The following is a 17067-nucleotide window of genomic DNA, read 5'->3' as shown; positions in this document are numbered from 1 at the left end:
GGACCGAATCGGTACCGGGCTTCGATATCCGATGTCCGCGCCACGTACCATGACCATCATGGCGAGGGAAACATCCGAGACTCCTGGGCGACTCAAGCAGATCCGCCAGGCGTACATCATGACCAAGAAGGTCGACACCAAGATCGGCCTGATCATCGGAGGCGTCGGCCTCCTCACCTTCGGCGTGTTCCTCGCCATCGGTTTCCTGATCGGTCACCCCATCTACCTGGGGATCCTGGGCTTCATCGTGGCTTTCCTGGCCTCGGCCATCGTGTTCGGCCGACGGGCCGAGCGGGCGGCCTTCGGTCAGATGGAGGGCCAGCCGGGCGCTGCGGCGGCCGTGCTGAACAACATCCGGCGTGGCTGGAACGCCAACCCGACCCCGGTGGCCGTCACCCGCAACCAGGACGCGGTCTACCGCGCGGTCGGCCGGCCCGGCATCGCGCTGATCGGCGAGGGCAACCCGAACCGGGTGCGCCCGCTGCTCGCCGCCGAGAAGCGGAAGATGGCCCGCGTGGTGGCCGACGTGCCGGTGCACGACATCATGGTCGGCGACGGCCCGGGCGAGGTGCCGCTGAAGAAGCTGCAGGTCCACCTGATGCGCCTGCCCCGCTCGATCACCCCCGCCCAGGTCACCGAGACCAACGACCGGCTGCGTGCGCTGGGCGACATGCTGTCGAAGGCGCCGATCCCCAAGGGCCCGATGCCCAAGGGTGCCCGGATGCCCAAGGGCGGCCAGGCTCGCTGAGCCCCACCCACCCCCTCGCCCGCCCCGGCCCACCCGGCCGACCGGGCACACCCACGCAAAAGGCCCCGCCTCGGCGGGGCCTTTCCTTTTGCTCCTGCTGCTTGCTGTTACTGCTGCTGTTGTTGTTGCTGCTCCTTGTCCGACTCCGGTGTCAGATCCGGACCTCGACCGTCCCGACCGCCTTGTCGTGCAGGCCGCGCTGGTCACGGTCCCAGACCGCCGCCGGCACCACCAGGCAGAGCAGCAGGGTGCGCAGCAGCATCTGCGGGATGCTCGCCCGTCCGCCGTCCAGCCGCACCACCCGCAGACCGAACAGCCGCTTGCCGATGCTGGTCCCGGTGGTGGAGAGCAGCAGCGCGCTCATCGCGAAGAAGAGCGGCAGGCTCAGCAGGTTGGCCTTGGCCGGGTCGCCGTGGGCGAGCGTGCCGTAGGCGATCAGGCTGGCGATCCAGCCGTCCACGCAGAGTGCGCCGATCCGCCGCAGCGGGCCCGCCATCGAGCCGGGACCCGAGCGCGGGCGGCCCAGCCGCTCACCGCGGTAGCCGAAGTCGGCGCCCATCCGCTCGGCGGCGGCCTTCGGGCCGTCCAACCACGATCCCAGTGCTTCTCTACTGTCCACGAACCCACAGTAGCCGGGCTTACCGGGCGGATCGGCGCCGACTCCCCCTGCGAGTGAATCCGCGTGGCGGGCCCCTTTCAAGTGGTCCAGACCACTTGCAGCGAACGGCGCTGCCGGGGGCCCCTTTTGCCCCCACCCGAGTGACTTTGCCGCCCGTTCGGGCCCGCTGGTTAACATGGGTGAAACGATTGGGTCACCGCAAGGAAACGGCCTGTTCCTATGGTGAGCCGCACCACGGCCGGTTGGGACGACTGGTCCGTGCAGGTCTGGTCCCGGTCAGCGCGGCCGGGCAGAGGAGGACAGTCATGTTCCAGAATGCCGATGAGGTCAAGTCCTACATCGCCGAGAACGACATCAAGTTCGTCGATGTGCGATTCTGCGACCTGCCAGGCGTGATGCAGCACTTCGCCGTCCCCGCGGCCACCTTCGACCCCGCCGAGACGCTGATGTTCGACGGCTCCTCGATCCGCGGCTTCCAGGCGATCCACGAGTCGGACATGGCCCTGGTGCCCGACCTGGCCACGGCACGGCTCGACCCGTTCCGCAAGGACAAGCACCTCAACATCAACTTCTTCATCCAGGACCCGATCACCGGCGAGGCGTACAGCCGCGACCCGCGCAACGTGGCCAAGAAGGCCGAGGCCTACCTCGCCTCCTCCGGCATCGCCGACACCGCCTTCTTCGGCCCCGAGGCCGAGTTCTACGTCTTCGACGAGGCCCGCTTCGAGACCAGCGCGAACGCCTCGTACTACCACATCGACTCCGAGGCCGGCGCGTGGAACAGCGGCCGGATCGAGGAGGGCGGCAACCGCGGCTACAAGGTCAAGTACAAGGGCGGCTACTTCCCGACCCCGCCCGTCGACCACTTCGCCGACCTGCGCGCCGAGATGTCCCTGGAGCTCGCCAACTCCGGCCTGCAGGTGGAGCGTCAGCACCACGAGGTGGGCACCGCGGGCCAGGCCGAGATCAACTACAAGTTCAACACCCTGCTGCACGCGGCCGACGACCTGATGCTGTTCAAGTACATCATCAAGAACGTGGCCTGGCGGAACGGCAAGACGGCCACCTTCATGCCCAAGCCGATCTTCGGCGACAACGGCTCCGGCATGCACGTGCACCAGTCGCTCTGGGTCGACGGCTCGCCGCTCTTCTACGACGAGCAGGGCTACGCGGGCCTGTCCGACATCGCCCGCTACTACATCGGCGGCCTGCTGAAGCACGCGCCCTCGCTGCTGGCCTTCACCAACCCCTCGGTGAACTCCTACCACCGCCTGGTCCCCGGCTTCGAGGCCCCGGTCAACCTGGTCTACTCGCAGCGCAACCGCTCCGCCGCGATCCGCATCCCGATCACCGGCTCCAACGCCAAGGCCAAGCGCATCGAGTTCCGCGCGCCCGACCCGTCGTCCAACCCCTACCTCGCCTTCTCGGCCATGCTGATGGCGGGCCTGGACGGCATCAAGAACAAGATCGAGCCCCTCCAGCCGGTCGACAAGGACCTCTACGAGCTCGCCCCCGACGAGCACGCCGGCGTCCCGCAGGTCCCCTCCTCCCTCCCCGCCGTCCTGGAGGCCCTCGAGGAGGACCACGAGTACCTCCTCGCGGGCGGCGTCTTCACGCCCGACCTGATCGAGACCTGGATCGACTACAAGCGCACCAACGAGATCGCCCCGATCGCCCTGCGGCCGCACCCGCACGAGTTCGAGCTGTACTTCGACCTGTAGGACCCCCTCTGACCTGCGGAAATGCTGTTGATCTCTCATCATTTCCGCAGGTCAGGCAAGGCGCTGACCTGCGGAAACGCCCGGAGAGGAGTCGGCGGCAGCACCTCTGGGGATCGCGATGTGAAATGAGTGTGAAATGAGCACGGGCAGATCGACCTCGTGTCGATCCCTCGTTGCCCTTGCCAGCGCTGGGCAGTACGCCATCTCGCTACTTTCGGTAGTCATCGTTCGGAGCCACCGACTCGACATGTTCGATCTTTACCCAGCACTGCCGCTCCCTCGGGCGTGCGGCGGGACCCCTCTGCCGACCGAGCGCCGCAGTGCGGTGGTCGGCTGGCCCGCGGCCCCTCAGGCCGGCGGGTTGCTGCCTAGATACTGGACAACCGAGTCCTCCTCGGCGAGTTGGATCTGGACGGTGGCCTCGCCCTCCTCGTCGAACTGACGCAAGGCTTGCGGCAGGTTGAGGAAGCGCTCCACGTGGATCTCCTCGACCATCGGTCCCAGGTCGATCCGGTGGCCGCCGAAGTCGTAGGCGATGCATTCATAGACAGTCGCCATGCGCAGCGGTCCGGCCACGGCCGAGAAGCGGTCGAGGGCTTCGCGTCTGACGACCACGAGGGATGCCGTGCCGCCGTGGGACCTGGTCCGGCCACCGTTGAGGAGCGCGAGCGCGTCCTCAACGTCACGAGCGTCGCGCAGGGTGAAGCCATCGGGGACCGGGAAGAAGTGCCCGGTGAGGCTCTGGAGGCGTGCGAGGTTGTCGAAGGCGTCGGCCCACCGCCGCGCCTCTTCGGGCGGCATCAGGCAGACCGAGTCCGGAATCGGTTCACTGAGTTCGGGTCTGTCCCGGTCTCCCATGGCCAGTTCCATCGAGCGGCCGGGAAGCATCTGCGCCATCAGCCGCAGCGTGGGTACGTAGGCGGACGGCATGGCTAGGTCGGGTGGGATGAAGGTCATCCGGAACTGCATGCGCTCGGCGAGGGCGTCCAGCCTCAGCCTGGTCTCGAACAAGCCGGTCGAGTCGGTCCCGTAGAGGCACCCTCCGCTGGTGCCTGTGGACCGCTGGATGAACCTGACCTGCAGGGAGGCGACCGGAAGGCCACTCTCCGCCCGCACGATGACCGAGGCGACGGCCGGAGGATCGAGAGGGACGCGTGGCGCGGAGATGTGGAGTTCACCCGGTGCCCCGGGACCGCTGATGCCGAGTGCGGTCGGCGCGTTCACCGTGACGTCCCGCAGGTGTTCGCTGGGGAGGTGGACGTCGTCGCCCCCGAACCGGATGACCCGCTCGAAGCGGCGTCGGAGGCGGGCGTGCTCGGCGTTGCCCTCCTTGAAGAAGACCTGGCTGCTGAAGCTGATCAGTTCTTCCGTCGGGATGTGCTGGGTCTTGGGGACGATTTCAACGACCGGTGTCCCGTCCGGGGCGGTGGTGGCGCGCAGGCTGTAGTGGGGGGAGATCTCCTGTGCGCGGGTGGCCAGCGCGGCGTAGCGCGTTGCGAAGTCCGGCACTCCGCGCATCAGGGCGTCGCGTTCGGCCCGGGACTCGGCGATGTGTTGGAGGATCTCGTCGCCGGTGCTGTGCAAGCTGTAACGCACCAGGTCGGGGAAAGCGGCGATCTGGGCGTTCAGCCAGCTGAGCCCCCGCCAGTGCCGGACGAAGGGGAACTCGCTGCGGAGGCCGTCGAACCACTGCTGTTCGGACGGGTTTGCGTCGATCGGTACCAGGAGGTCCCAGTGGTCGGGTTGGTGGCGGGCGGTAGAGACTAGGGAGTCGACGACCTGCCTGCGCCGGCCCTTCGTCATACGGCCGGCGAACGACTTGGCCTCGTAGTTGATGAGTTCGGAGTGTTCCGTGTACTCGAAGAGATCGCGGCCTCCGTCACCTCCGGCCCCGTCGACCGGGAACGCCTGCGGACGTAGCCGGAGGACCAGCATGGCGATGAGGGCTTCGGAGACCTTGGGCTGCGAGGCCAGCTTGCCCCACGGGACTTCGACCATCAGCTCACGATAGCGGCCGGTGCCGACAGCCGTGCCTCTGCTCCAGAGCTGTGCCACCGCCCTAACGTGGGCCGCTGTCGCCGGGGTCCACTGCGATCGCGGCTACGGCGCGGTGCGGCCGAGGCCGGTGATGGTGGTGGAGGCGGGTCCGGTCCAACCGCTCTCGATCGCAGTTGCGATGGCCCGAAGGCGCTTCGCCGCCGATCGCGCGTCACCGATCCGGTAGGTCGCATAGCGCGGATCCTGCACGTCCTCAACGCTCCGCACGATGTCCAGGTCGAGGCGGTCAAACAGCCTGAACGTGTCGAGCAGTTCGTCAATGTTCGGCGCCAAAGCCGACCCGCGCTCGATGAGCGAGACATCGCGTGCCGAAACGGCCTCCTCCGTCTCCGACTCGGTCTTGAGTCGGGAGATGACGAGGGACAGAATATCGAGCTCGCGCTGCCGCGTGTCGATGAGCCCGGCGAGTCTGGAGAGCCCGTCCGACGCCTCGAACAGCATCCCGACATCCGCCGGCCGCAAGCCGAGAGCCTCGGCGGAGCTGACGACCTGGCCCAACTCGTCGGCGGTGATGAGCGCCCACTGCTTCCGCTTGGCCATGTTCTTGATCGTGTCACCACTGAAGGCGGGGCCGATGATAGCGACGTACTCCGCGGAGCGCTTCTCCTTGTGCGTGTCGATTGCCACGTCGCTCACGTTGTTGTGCGTGACCCGACCAGATGACGTCGACTTTCCGTCCACGATCGCGGTCCGCAACGACCCGTTGCTGTCGTACCACTGCACGAGGATATCGGTGTCACCGGAACCGCTGATGCGCTGGGCGCGGAAGCCCATGTGCCTGAACGCGCTCTCGATGTACACCTCGAACGCCGCACCGGGTGCCGCGCCGTCGGCGCCCGGGTCGACCGAGCTGCGCGTCAGTGACTCCACGATGAGCGAGAGCTTGTCCGGTTCGCCCGGCGCGCCCGACGTGCTTTGCGCCAGGCCCGGCGCCAGCTCCGCGGCGGCCTCCGGCAAGTGCGGTTCGGCGAGCGGGAGTGTCTCGATGAGACTCAGCCCAGTCGCCGTGGCCTGGACCGACGACCAGGACGTCTCGATGAGCAGGCCCGATTCGACCATGAAGGCCGTGAGCCACCGCACCTTGTCCTTGTTCAAGCCGTACGTGATGCCTTCCCGATACACGTCGTTCCTCGGAACATTGACCTTCGCCGCACGGATCAGCTCGCCGACGAACTTCATGTTCGCGTGAAGGATCCGGATGAAGTCGATGTCCGATCCCGAACGCAGCCACGCCTTGGCAGCCGGCGTTGCCGTGAACACCCCGCGGCGGACCTCCAAAAGCAGCCCGGCGGCCCGCATGAACGGCAGCATGCTGTCGACGCTGCTGCGCTTCAGGCCAAACCTGTCCGCGATGAAGCCCAGCAGTGCGGCCTTCTCCATCTGGTCCTCTGCGGCCGCGATGCACGTCCGCAGGTTCTCGATCTTGTTAGGGTCCTCCTTCGGGCTCGGAACCCAGATGTTGTAGGTGTTCCTGGCCTCCTGGGCTCCATCGGTCGCGGCCAGGTGCGCAAGGAGTGCGGCAATCTCCCCTGGGGCTTCGGGAATGTCGACCGCTTCACCCGAGTCGTGCAAGGCCAGGGCCGAAGGCGTCACGACTTCCCAGGTAGCGAAGAGCGACCGCCCTTCAGCGGTCGCGCTCTGCTTCCGCTCTCCCAGCCATTCGGTCAACCCCAGGACTTCGAGCCAGGTCATCCGGACGCGCGTGTTGCTGACGCTCGTCCACTCGAGGTTGTACGACTCGATCAACTCGGCATTGGCCTCTTCGACCGTCAGCGGCTCACGCACAAGGAGCCCGAGCACCTCGGCGAACAGCCGGATCCGCTGGGCCAGCAACGAGGCGAGACGTAAGGGCGACTCGTCCGCGAGCAGTTCGGAGCCCTCGGGGGTCAGCTGAAGAACTCCTTTTCGACTCTGGACCAACCCCATCGGGCGCAGCGCGTACGAGTACTGCCGCCAGGACCTTGACGACGCCACACTCGACAGCTGCGGCCGCGCGTCGAGATCCGTGGCCTCACCATCGCCGATCCGACGAACGAGCTCAAGGGTGAGCGGGAACATCTCGTCCTTCCCGCACTGGAGGTTCGGTACGGATGACGCCTGCTGCATCCACTTGCTCCGCTGCGCCCCGAGAGCCGGCGCGATCGGGTCGGTGGTCGGTTGGCTGGTCGCGCTGAAGAGGTCCGGGGTCATTCTGGTGCAGCCGTTCCGTTCATACCACTGTTGGGTGATTCGGCAGAGGCTCCTGCCATGCGCGCACGTTACTGCCGACCGCTGGCAGGTGAGACCCGACTCACAGTCGGGAAACCGAAACTGATTAATCAACAGCTGAATCGGATCGAATCACATCCTGTCGCCACTGCTGCAGGGCAACCGCGAAGTGAACCCTGCGCGCAACTGCTGGACCCTCCCATGCGGCGACGGAACACGGTGGCCGCTCCGCCAGCATGCCGGACGACCACGGCTGTGCCTTCCTGCGGCTCCGCCCGGTCGAACCGGACCTCCGACAGCCCCTCCGCACAGCCGGCCCGGTGTTACGGGCCAGAACGACGCCGCCGGGCGAACATCGCCCGCCGGTAGCGCCGTATCAGCAGCGCGGGCACCGTCATCACCAGCCATAGCTCGAGCGCAATGTTCAGCACCAAGTTGGCCAGCCAGTACAAAGGCCGTCAGGTACTCCGTAGGAGAATGCGGTGATCGCACCTCAGAGAAACGGCCCCACGACGGCACGCGGCGCCCCAATTCGCTGGAGGCCCTAGCCGAGCAGCCCGGGCCCGATCATGACCATCACAGTCGCATACCCGGCCTCTGGCGGGCCCGTTGGTCGGCGTTCGCCTGCGAGTAGACGTTGTGGCCAGCGCTTGTCTACGCAATCACCGAGACTCTGAACGCTCCTAGACAAGCATTCGATGTCAACTCCTGACGGAAAAAGGAATCGGATGTAGCTCCAGAGCGATAGCGCGCGCCGTTGCCCTTCCAGTATGTGCGACTCCCGCTTGAGCGCCTGGAGCTCGATTACACGAGATCGAAGCTGAGTCGCGCGGCGGTCGAGATCCTCCCGTGTGGCGTGGGCAGCGTCAACAGCGGGCTTGTTGAGTTCCACCAGGTTCGCCCGCTCACGACCAATTCGAACCGTCACACCGTCCCTGGCAGCGCATGCTGCGGTCTCAGCGTCACGTTGTCGACCGTCCAACGCACGAAAACGTGGAGCAAATGAATCCTCCACCTCCCGGACCATCTGCTCCGGGAGACCAATGGGACACTGACGGATCAGCTCAGACATCCTTCGTTCCCGCCACTTCCGAAGTTCCGCAGCACGCTGAGCCCCCACCCCAGGAACTCTGACAGATTTACCGTCTGAACGAACCAGCAGGGCCCTTTTTTCGCCTTCGATAGCTCCGGTGAAGTCTGCGGCGGTTCGAATCCCGGCTTCAACAAGAGCACGAAACACCTTATCGCCACCTATGGCCAAGTAGGAACGACTGATTTCGAACTGTTGAAGTTGAATTTCGACCCAACTGCGCTGGAATGGTTCGGCAGCCTTGTCAATCGCCGCCTGACGTGCACCAGAAAGCTGTACTTGCTCTGCCTTCACCAATGCCATCGTCTCACGCATCTCACTCTCGATCCGGGCATACTCCTTCTGCAGGTGCTGCGTAAGCACCCGTTGATCGTCAGTGAAAAGCGTGATGCGCCGCGACTCCTCTTCCTCGCATCGTTCACGCTCTGTCGCGAGCTGCGCATGGTCGGCTCCTGGATCTCCTATGCGCGACAGAAGTTGGCTCACGATATGTGAGTCGCGCAGCATCTCGCGTACTTCCACCCTTGAACGCCAGCCCAATACCGCCGCACCGGCGGAGAGCCCACCCACTCCCAATTCAGCGATGGAGACCAGGCCGACATCCCATGTGCCTGTCATTCCAAGGATCGAGACCAACAGTGCAAAGGAAACCGCCGACGCAGCCAACGCCACATCTCCGGCTCGACGCCTCCGAAATGTGCGACCGCTTCGTACCGGCGCTCGAACATGCCCTGCCATCACAGAAAGATGACTTTGCAGCCACGCCGGTCGCCCGCTCCGCGACGGGCCATCACCATCATCCGAGATGCCCCCGCCAGCACTATCCACCTTGCCGGGCACAACCCCTTGATCCAAGCCTGGCAACTCAGCCAGCGGCCTATCGACCATGGAAATTACGGCCTCCGCCAACTCCCGGATCCGCGAATCTGGATGTTGAAGGAGAGTCAGAAACCTTGCTGAACTCCCGGGGGCGTCGAAGTCCGCCCGTTCCAGCAGCAAGTGTTCTGAGTCAGGTTCATGAAGTTGCACCCACAACGACGGGTCTGCCGCCACGGCCGATAGTGAAAGATAAATCACCCAGGCCGAGAAGTTGTCAATGCCGGGGCCAAAATCCTCTACCCCCCTCAACGGGGACTGGTAGTTCCGATGACCCGACTCCGCCCCCGGCATGCCTGACAACGCCGGCACGTACAGCCCGTCGTAGTCAACAAGACGCAAAGTACCGTCCGGCGCAACAAGAATGTTGCCGTGCTGAAGATCGCCATGCGCAACTCCAGCTGTAGCCAGTTCTCTCATCAGGTCCTTGAATCGCCCAATCGCAGCCCTGATCGACTTCCTGTCCTGGTAGTTGGCCTCCAGCCACTGGAGGAGCGTCTCTCCCTCGACCCACTCCATCTTGAGTGCGGGATACCAGAATTCGTCGACTTTCACTCCCTGTGGAAGGTATTCGAACTCCATCTTCCACTGCTGCGAGAGCTCGTCCATGGAGAAAGAGGAAAGATAGTCGCTGATCTCCTGATAGCGCATCTCCTGGTCCAGTGCATGCCGCGTGAAACACTTGACCGCGAACCGCCTGCCGTCAGGACACATCAGTGAGAATACGACCGACGCGCCACCCGATCTGGACTTGGGCTGATTCCAACGGCCGATCTCCGCAGTTGATTCCTTCAGGTCAGGATTTGCAAAGCAAAGTCTCGGATGCTGCACAGCCAGTACGTATTCGGCACCACTCGGGTATCTCTGCAGAGGAGGATTCCCTCGGGACGAGATGGGAAGCGACACCAGCCAATCACCCCATGAAATCGATGTGCACGAAAGTAACATCATCATTTCGAAGCCGTCCAGCACTCCGCTGCCGATTTACCCACTCTTCGAATCCGGGCTCGTCGTCGGTCCGGGCAAAGACTCGGAGGTTGTGAACTAGACTTTCGAACCTGCGCGCTGACATCGCATCGGCGCAGTCGATGAAGTAAGCAGCCAATGCGTCTGTCATCAGCATGAGCTCATCGCCCCCCTCCGAGTACCCGCGGGTGAATACAGTTCGTGCACATAGCTCTGCCCAGTTGCGATCTCTACTGCCCAGCAGGCATGGAGAGTTCCCGAATGCAGCCGCCGACTTCATCGGAAAACGTCTTATCAACCGGCCATTCCGAACCTGAAAGAGACAGGAGTCTCCCAGCGCTGCGGTTAGCCAGCGCCGTCTCTGCCGACCCACCACAGTGGCTCCCGGCCACATGTTGCCCGGAACATCAACGTACAAAGCCAGAGCCGTCGCGAATGCGCCGGCGGCGAGTTTCGGATGCTCAAACCACTTCACTGGACGTCCCGCTGCCATCCGCTTTCTGAGATAGGCCGCGTGCCACTCCTCCCACTCATCACCGAGTCGCGCCAATACTCTGCTGAAGGCAATCCCAGGGCCCTCAAGCGCTTCCGGTTCCTGAGCAAACCCGACCGCCATCGTCCGCGCCAAGTGGTGGGCCCACTCTCGCGCAAGGGTGCTCTCCGACGCCCCGTCAGACACCACCACTGCAACCGGCTCGGTCCTCAGGTCCGATGCAGCGCCCTCAGGAACGACGTAGCATGCGTCCTCGCACTCCGACCTGCCATTTCCCTGCTTTGGGATGATAAGCCGGGTGACGGCAATTCCCACCCCTGTCACCGAAAGTTGGTCACCCGAGTACCGATGTCCAGGAACTGGACCACCGAGCTGATGTCACCGTTATAAACGAATCCACGTGCAGCTTCACTAGCGGCATATCCGAGTGACTTTGCATATTCTCGCATATGGTCAGGCAACACGCTCGACATGGAGAAGATTAGGCGCGCAAATCCGTCCGGCAACTGGCTCTCGACGTCAGGGAATTCCACCGGATCCTGCTGCCCCATCGACACATGTAGATTAAAAAGCAGCGCAGGTCCGTCTGCAGTGACATGAGTGCCGATAGCGTGTCCGGCCTCCACCGGGTCGCCATCGGTAGATGCCCCATCGGTAAGATTGAGAACAATCGGGGGAAATCCACCCGGATGCGCTGACACCCACCCTGCCACAAGGGTCTCGGCATACCTCAGCGCCTGATTCATCGGCGTTCCCCCCGATGCCACCGGCTCGACCCAGACCGGCTTACCTTGAGCCGCTTCTACGAATCCGTCCGCGCCGTCTCCCATCAATACGGTCTGCTGGGACATGTAGGACGGATTGTCCGCGACTACCGAGATCGGAATCAGATCTCGCCCATGGAGCTCTCCCCCAAAAGCCGATCCGACCGTTTCACCGTACCCGACAACAGCAACGTGGAAGTAGTCGCGAACGGCATCTTCCTTGCCGCACTTGACGACCAATTCAAACAGCAGCCGATTGATTGCATCAGCCACTGCGATGGCCTTGCTCTGCGGTACCCCCGTGTCAACCTCCTCCTTCATGGAACCAGACTGGTCCACTAGAAAGACAAGGCACCCGGGATTGCTGCGGCTGATCTCCGCCTCGTAGGCCATCCGCGTAGACTCCTGGATCACTCAAGAGGGGCCATCACGTTGGCTGTTGGGTCCATGACCCTACGCCCGCCCCCTGACAGTAGCCACAAGTGTACTGACCGACACAGAGGGGAGAGTCTATGTCGAGCGTGGACGAGGGAGGCCAGAAGCAGCTAGCTGCCGGGTTGCGCAGGCGGAGGCGCGAGGCGGAAGCAAAGTTGACGCTCCGTCAGCGACTCAATCGAAGCTATGTCATCTGCTCGGCAACCGTGACGTGCGCCCTGCTGATCGGTTCGATTGTGTCGGCGGTCGCACCAGTCGAGGGCACGGTACAGAAGATCGATGCCGTGTGTCTGGTACTGATCATCGCATTCGGCGCAGCCGGCTTGTTGATCAGAAGGTGGGACCGTCGGAACGCGGTACCACGCCTGGTGGACGCGGCGACTCAACTGGAGGTAGTCCAGAACGACCTACGCTGGGTCGAGTCGGGCCTCAGCAACCCTGTGTCGATCAACCAGAACCTCTACCGTGCAGACATCGCCGGGATCATCGAAGGTTTCCAGAGCGGCAGCGACAAGTACCGGCGGCGACACAACCGTCTTCAGTCGATCATCATCATCGCCTCTCTTGGCACTACAACGGTCGCTGCGCTTCAGGACGCGGTCCCGGGGCATCAGTGGCTGACCGTCGGGCTCAGCCTTCTGGTCGGTGGTTCAACAGGCTTCATGGGCTACTACAAGTTCCGCGAGCGGAGCTTCTACATGCAACAGTCGGCCGACCAGGTCGAGGCCGAGCACAATGCGATGATCCTAAGCGTCGGAGACTACGCAGGCCTCAGCCAGCCGGAAGCACTGGCGCGACTCGTCGAGCGGGTCGAACAGATTCGAAACGAGCAGCGCCGACGGCAGCAACAGCTAGACCAGCCCGCGGGCGGCCAAGCCCTCGAACCCGGCGAGTAGATCCAGGACAGACCTGGTCACAGACTCAGCAAAGACAGGCACAGCGTGCGGTAGGCGCAGCTTTCTCGCCATCGTCATCGGCGTGAGCGACCCCGACCACCCTGCCTGGAGACGGTCACAGCGATCGGCAGCACTGCGTAGCACCACAGAGCCAGAAGTCGAGCCGACCTCCTCGTCGCCGCTCGGAACTTCTCAGCGGATCTCGTCGCTTGAGGCAGCGGCATGTGCACTGATTGTGAAATGATCTTCTGTGTGCCCGCCGTATCTGCAGGTCAAGGGCATGTTCGATCAGAACTTCGACCTGTAAGAGACAGAACATCGCCGAGCCCCCGAGACTCTCCACGGAGAGCATCGGGGGCTCGGCGTGTTCCCATGCGGATGCCGAGACGAACCCGCGCAGGTCCTGATGACCCGGCACCAGCGGACGCCCCACTGCAGTCACGGGTGAGTAACACAATCCAAGATCGTTCCCTCGCCGCCCTTCGCCAGGAAGATCATTCGTACAGACAACGGTGAGACGAACAGGAGCAGTGCAGTGGCGGATCCGTGGGTGGCGCTGGACTTCGAAACCGCCAATGAGAACCGGGGCAGTGTCTGCGCAGTCGGCATGGTGACCGTTCAGGACGACCAGGTCGTCGACCGCTGGGAGACCTTCATCCGGCCGCCCAGGTCGATCAGCGGCTTCTCGTTGTTCAACACCAGCATCCACGGCATCACAGCCGGCGACGTCGAGAACGCCCCGACATGGCAGGAGACACTCCCCGAGATCGTGAGCCGCACGGCCGGGCGGGTGGTCGTCGCCCACAACGCGGCCTTCGACCTGGGCGCGCTCCGAGATGCCTGCGATGCCGATGGACTCGCCTGGCCGGAGCTGCGATACGCCTGTTCTCTCGTCACGGCGCGGCGCGCATGGCCGGAGCGGCTGTCCTACAAGCTGGGCTACCTGGTTGAAGACCTCGAGCTCGACCTGAACACGGACCAGCACCACACCGCACTGTGGGATGCCGAGATGTCCGCCCGCGTCATGCTCGCCGCGATGGACCGGCACGACGCCGCCTCGCTCCACGACCTGCTCGATGCTCTGCATGTCGGCTACGGACAGGTCCTCGCCGACGGTCGGTGGACGGGCTCGGCCTTCAAGAGTCCGTATGTGAGCGGATCGAAAACAAGGACGCCACTGCCGGAGACGAACCCGGACGCAGACCCCGCTGGCGCGCTGTACGGCTTGACCGTCTTCCTGACCGGAACGCTGTCGAGCATGACCCGCATCGAGGCGCAGCAGAGGATCGCGCAGGCAGGCGGCTTCCCGGGCGACAAGGGCCTGAGCAGGCGGACGAACATACTCGTCGTCGGCGAGCTGCGGTCGACAGAGATGCTCGACGGCCGACCGAACAGCAGCAAGGTCAAGGCGGCCGCGAAGTACCGTGCGGCCGGGCAGGAGATCGAAATGCTCGACGAGGCGGAGTTCCTGGCCCGGTTGGCGAGCTGAGTCCCCGCCACAAGCTGATGCTCGACGGCGGTGCGGACAGCAACGCACTGGGCGGCCGGGCGGCCGGTCAGCGCCCCACCGGGCTCAGGGCCAGCAGGGCCAGGTCGTCGGTGGCCGGGCCGCCGTGGGCCTGGACGTCGGCGCCGACGAAGAGGACGAGCTGTTCGGGGGTGACGCAACTGCGGGTGGCGAAGCGGGTGGCGAGGCGTTTGGTGAGGGGGTAGAAGGTGCCGGCCTCGTCGCGGGCCTCGGTGACGCCGTCGGTGTGCAGCAGCAGGGTCTGGCCGACCGCGAGCGGGACCGAGGTGGGCGGGGTGGGGTGCTGGGTGCGCAGGTGGCCCAGGCCCAGCGGGAGGTCCTGGCGGCAGTGCACGGTCTGCACGGTGCCGCCGGTCAGCAGCACCGGGTCCAGGTGGCCGCGGTTGATCAGCTGCACCGAGTCGGCGCCGGGACGGTGCTCCAGCAGGACGGCGGTGACGAAGAGCTCCTCGTCCTCGCGCTCCACGGCGACGCGGCGGACCTGGCGGTCCAGCAGGGCGGCGAGTTCGGCCAGTTCGGCGGTCTCGTGCGCGGTGGCGCGGAAGGCGCCGAGCAGGTCGGCCACGGTGCTTACGGCCTCCAGGCCCTTGCCCCGCACGTCGCCGAGCAGGACCCGGGTGCCGAAGGGCGTGTCGCACAGCTCGTACAGGTCCCCGCCGATCGCCACCTCGGCCTGCGCGGCCCGGTAGTGGCCGGCCGTGCGCAGCGAGCCGACCTGCTCGGGCACCGGGTGCAGCACGGTGCGCTGCAGCGCCTCGCTGACGGTGCGGGCCCGGACCAGGTGGCGGGCCTGCCGGATGCGCTGGTGGGCGAGCATCACCCCGGCCAGCGCGGCCAGCAGGGTGGAGAGGTAGACCCAGAGGTGGTGGTGCTCGTAGAGGTGGCCGGCCCGGGCCGCGAGTGCCAGCTGGAGGACCAGCGCGCCGATGCCGGAGGCGGCGGTGGCCAGGGCGCCGAAGCCGAAGGCGACCAGCACGGGCAGCCCGGTGAGCAGGAAGCCCGCCGCCGTGGCCTGGGGAAAGGCGACCTCGATGATCAGGTCGATGAGGATCAGCAGGGTGGGCAGCCAGCGCACCCAGTGCGGGGCCAGGTCCGCCTCGTGGTCCGCGGCGGCGGGGCCTGCGAAGCTCGCGCGCAGCCGGGCGCCGAGGGTGCCGCGTGCCGCGGCGGCCTCGGAGCGGGCGCCCTTGGCGGGCGTCCCGGGCCGCACGGGGACGGCGGCCTTCGGCGGCACAGCGGCGGCCTTCGCCGGCACAGCGGCGGCCTTCGGCGGCACGGCGGACCTCGCGGGCACGGCAGACCTCCTCGGCCGCTGGGGAACAGGGGTGAGCCTCCATGGTCGCCCACCCACCGCTTCGGCACCGGAGGCCCTTCGGCCCGCCGCCTCGGGACCAAAGTCCCGGTTTCTGCGGGCGTCAGCCCCGCAGCGCGACCGGCAGTTCCTGGTAGCCGCGCAGCACCAGGCGCGAGCGGCGCACCGGTTCCCCCGCCAGGGTCAGCCGGGGAAAACGGTTCAGCAGGGCGGGCAGTGCGCAGGTCGCCTCCAGCCGGGCCAGCTGGGCTCCCAGGCAGTAGTGCGGTCCGCCGCCGAAGGAGAGCGCCTGGCTGTCCTGGCGGGTCGGGTCGAACAGGTCGGGTCGGTCGTAGCGGGCCGGGTCCCGGTTGGCCGCGCCGATCAGCAGGAAGACCCCGCTGCCGGGCGGTACTGGCACCCCCGCCACGCTCAGCCCCTCGGCCAGCGGCAGCCGCGTGGTGAGCTGCACCGGGGAGTCGTGGCGCAGCACCTCCTCGACGTAGCCGGCCGAGCTGATCCGGCCGCTGCGCAGTCCGTCCGCCGCCCAGCGGTGCTCGAAGGCCAGCGCCAGTCCGTTGCCGAGCAGGTTGGTGGTGGTCTCGAAGCCGGCCACCAGCAGCACGATCAGGTTGGCCAGCAGCTCCCGGTCGTCGAGCCGCCCGTCGGCGCCGTCGGCGACCCGGACCAGCGCGCTGACCAGGTCGGGGCGCGGATCGGCGCGCCGTTGTGCGGCCAACTCGCCGAAGTAGTCGGCCAGTTCGTCGGCAGCGGTATCCGCTGCGGCGAGTTCCCCGTCGCTCACCAGCGGCTCCAGGATCGCCGCGAGGGCACCGGCCAGGCCGCGGAAGCGGTAACGGTCCCGCTCGGGCACGCCGAGCAGCTCGCAGATCACCCCGACCGGCAGCCGGAAGGCGAAGGTCTCCATGAAGTCGACCGGGCTGCCGTCCGCGCCGAGTTCGGCGAGTTCGGTCAGCAGCCGGTCGACGGCGGCCCGCACCGCCGGCGCGAGCGCGGCCACCCGGCGGGCGGTGAAGACCGAGGCGATCAGCGACCGCATCCGGGCGTGGTCGGGCGCATTGCTCTCCAGGACCGAACGGCTGAGCAGCAGCCTGGAGGAGTGCTCGTGGAAGAGCGGATCGAAGTCGTGGCGGGCCCGGGCGTCGGTCACCCCGAAGGCGGAGTCGCGCAGCAGCTGGTGCACCGTGCGGTATCCGGTGGCGAGCAGCATGTCGTCCCAGACGCGGCAGACCGGGCCGAGCCGGTGCGCGCGGGCGTAGAGCGGGTAGGGGTCGGCGGAGCCCGCCGGGGTCAGCAGAGCGTCGATGATCTCCGTGCCGTCCATGACGTCCATACCCGGTATCAACCGAGCGG

General features: G+C 65.9%; 12 protein-coding genes. 4 read left to right on the top strand and 8 right to left on the bottom strand.

Annotated elements, in window-relative coordinates:
• Positions 1 to 58: 58 nt before the first annotated feature.
• Positions 59 to 748 (top strand): DUF4191 domain-containing protein, encoded by a 690-nt coding sequence (locus OG294_RS29090; RefSeq protein WP_327069513.1) that lies wholly within the window; start codon positions 59 to 61, stop codon positions 746 to 748.
• Positions 749 to 899: 151 nt separating this feature from the next.
• On the opposite strand, the gene OG294_RS29085 is transcribed toward OG294_RS29090, so the two are convergent.
• Positions 900 to 1367, bottom strand: coding sequence for an RDD family protein (locus OG294_RS29085; RefSeq protein WP_327069512.1), 468 nt, complete (start codon positions 1365 to 1367; stop codon positions 900 to 902).
• Positions 1368 to 1672: 305 nt separating this feature from the next.
• Between OG294_RS29085 and glnA the strand changes: the two genes are divergently transcribed.
• Entirely contained in the window at positions 1673 to 3088 is a 1416-nt protein-coding gene (gene glnA / locus OG294_RS29080; RefSeq protein ID WP_327069511.1) for a type I glutamate--ammonia ligase, read from the top strand.
• Between the two features lie 348 nt (positions 3089 to 3436).
• Here glnA and OG294_RS29075 read toward each other — a convergent pair whose 3' ends face one another.
• The 5 genes from OG294_RS29075 to OG294_RS29055 form a co-directional block, all read right to left on the bottom strand.
• Complete coding sequence (locus tag OG294_RS29075) at positions 3437 to 5143, bottom strand: hypothetical protein (RefSeq protein ID WP_327069510.1); 1707 nt, start codon at positions 5141 to 5143, stop codon at positions 3437 to 3439.
• A gap of 45 nt (positions 5144 to 5188) precedes the next feature.
• Entirely contained in the window at positions 5189 to 7336 is a 2148-nt protein-coding gene (locus OG294_RS29070; protein WP_327069509.1) for a restriction endonuclease, read from the bottom strand.
• A gap of 562 nt (positions 7337 to 7898) precedes the next feature.
• A complete protein-coding gene (locus OG294_RS29065; RefSeq protein WP_327069508.1) occupies positions 7899 to 9971 on the bottom strand; it encodes an AarF/UbiB family protein in 2073 nt (690 codons plus the stop codon).
• A 262-nt stretch (positions 9972 to 10233) separates the two neighbouring features.
• Positions 10234 to 11094: a hypothetical protein gene (locus OG294_RS29060; protein ID WP_327069507.1), complete on the bottom strand. Its 861-nt coding sequence runs from the start codon at positions 11092 to 11094 to the stop codon at positions 10234 to 10236.
• Positions 11095 to 11099: 5 nt separating this feature from the next.
• Positions 11100 to 11936 carry a vWA domain-containing protein gene (locus OG294_RS29055; RefSeq protein ID WP_327069506.1) on the bottom strand — a complete coding sequence of 279 codons (837 nt, stop codon included), beginning with the start codon at positions 11934 to 11936 and terminating at the stop codon, positions 11100 to 11102.
• A 119-nt stretch (positions 11937 to 12055) separates the two neighbouring features.
• Between OG294_RS29055 and OG294_RS29050 the strand changes: the two genes are divergently transcribed.
• Complete coding sequence (locus OG294_RS29050; protein WP_327069505.1) at positions 12056 to 12874, top strand: SLATT domain-containing protein; 819 nt, start codon at positions 12056 to 12058, stop codon at positions 12872 to 12874.
• Positions 12875 to 13409: 535 nt separating this feature from the next.
• Entirely contained in the window at positions 13410 to 14363 is a 954-nt protein-coding gene (locus OG294_RS29045) for an exonuclease domain-containing protein (protein WP_327069504.1), read from the top strand.
• 67 nt (positions 14364 to 14430) lie between these two features.
• On the opposite strand, the gene OG294_RS29040 is transcribed toward OG294_RS29045, so the two are convergent.
• Both OG294_RS29040 and OG294_RS29035 read right to left on the bottom strand, forming a co-directional pair.
• Positions 14431 to 15696: a PP2C family protein-serine/threonine phosphatase gene (locus tag OG294_RS29040; protein ID WP_327069503.1), complete on the bottom strand. Its 1266-nt coding sequence runs from the start codon at positions 15694 to 15696 to the stop codon at positions 14431 to 14433.
• A 121-nt stretch (positions 15697 to 15817) separates the two neighbouring features.
• Positions 15818 to 17047: a cytochrome P450 gene (locus OG294_RS29035; RefSeq protein WP_327069502.1), complete on the bottom strand. Its 1230-nt coding sequence runs from the start codon at positions 17045 to 17047 to the stop codon at positions 15818 to 15820.
• Between the last annotated feature and the right edge of the window lie 20 nt (positions 17048 to 17067).

This window comes from Kitasatospora sp. NBC_01302 (assembly GCF_035976515.1).
In the GTDB taxonomy this organism is placed as follows: Bacteria; Actinomycetota; Actinomycetes; order Streptomycetales; family Streptomycetaceae; genus Kitasatospora.
Note: the sequence above shows the minus strand (reverse complement) of the source record. Positions and strands in the feature narration are given on the sequence as shown.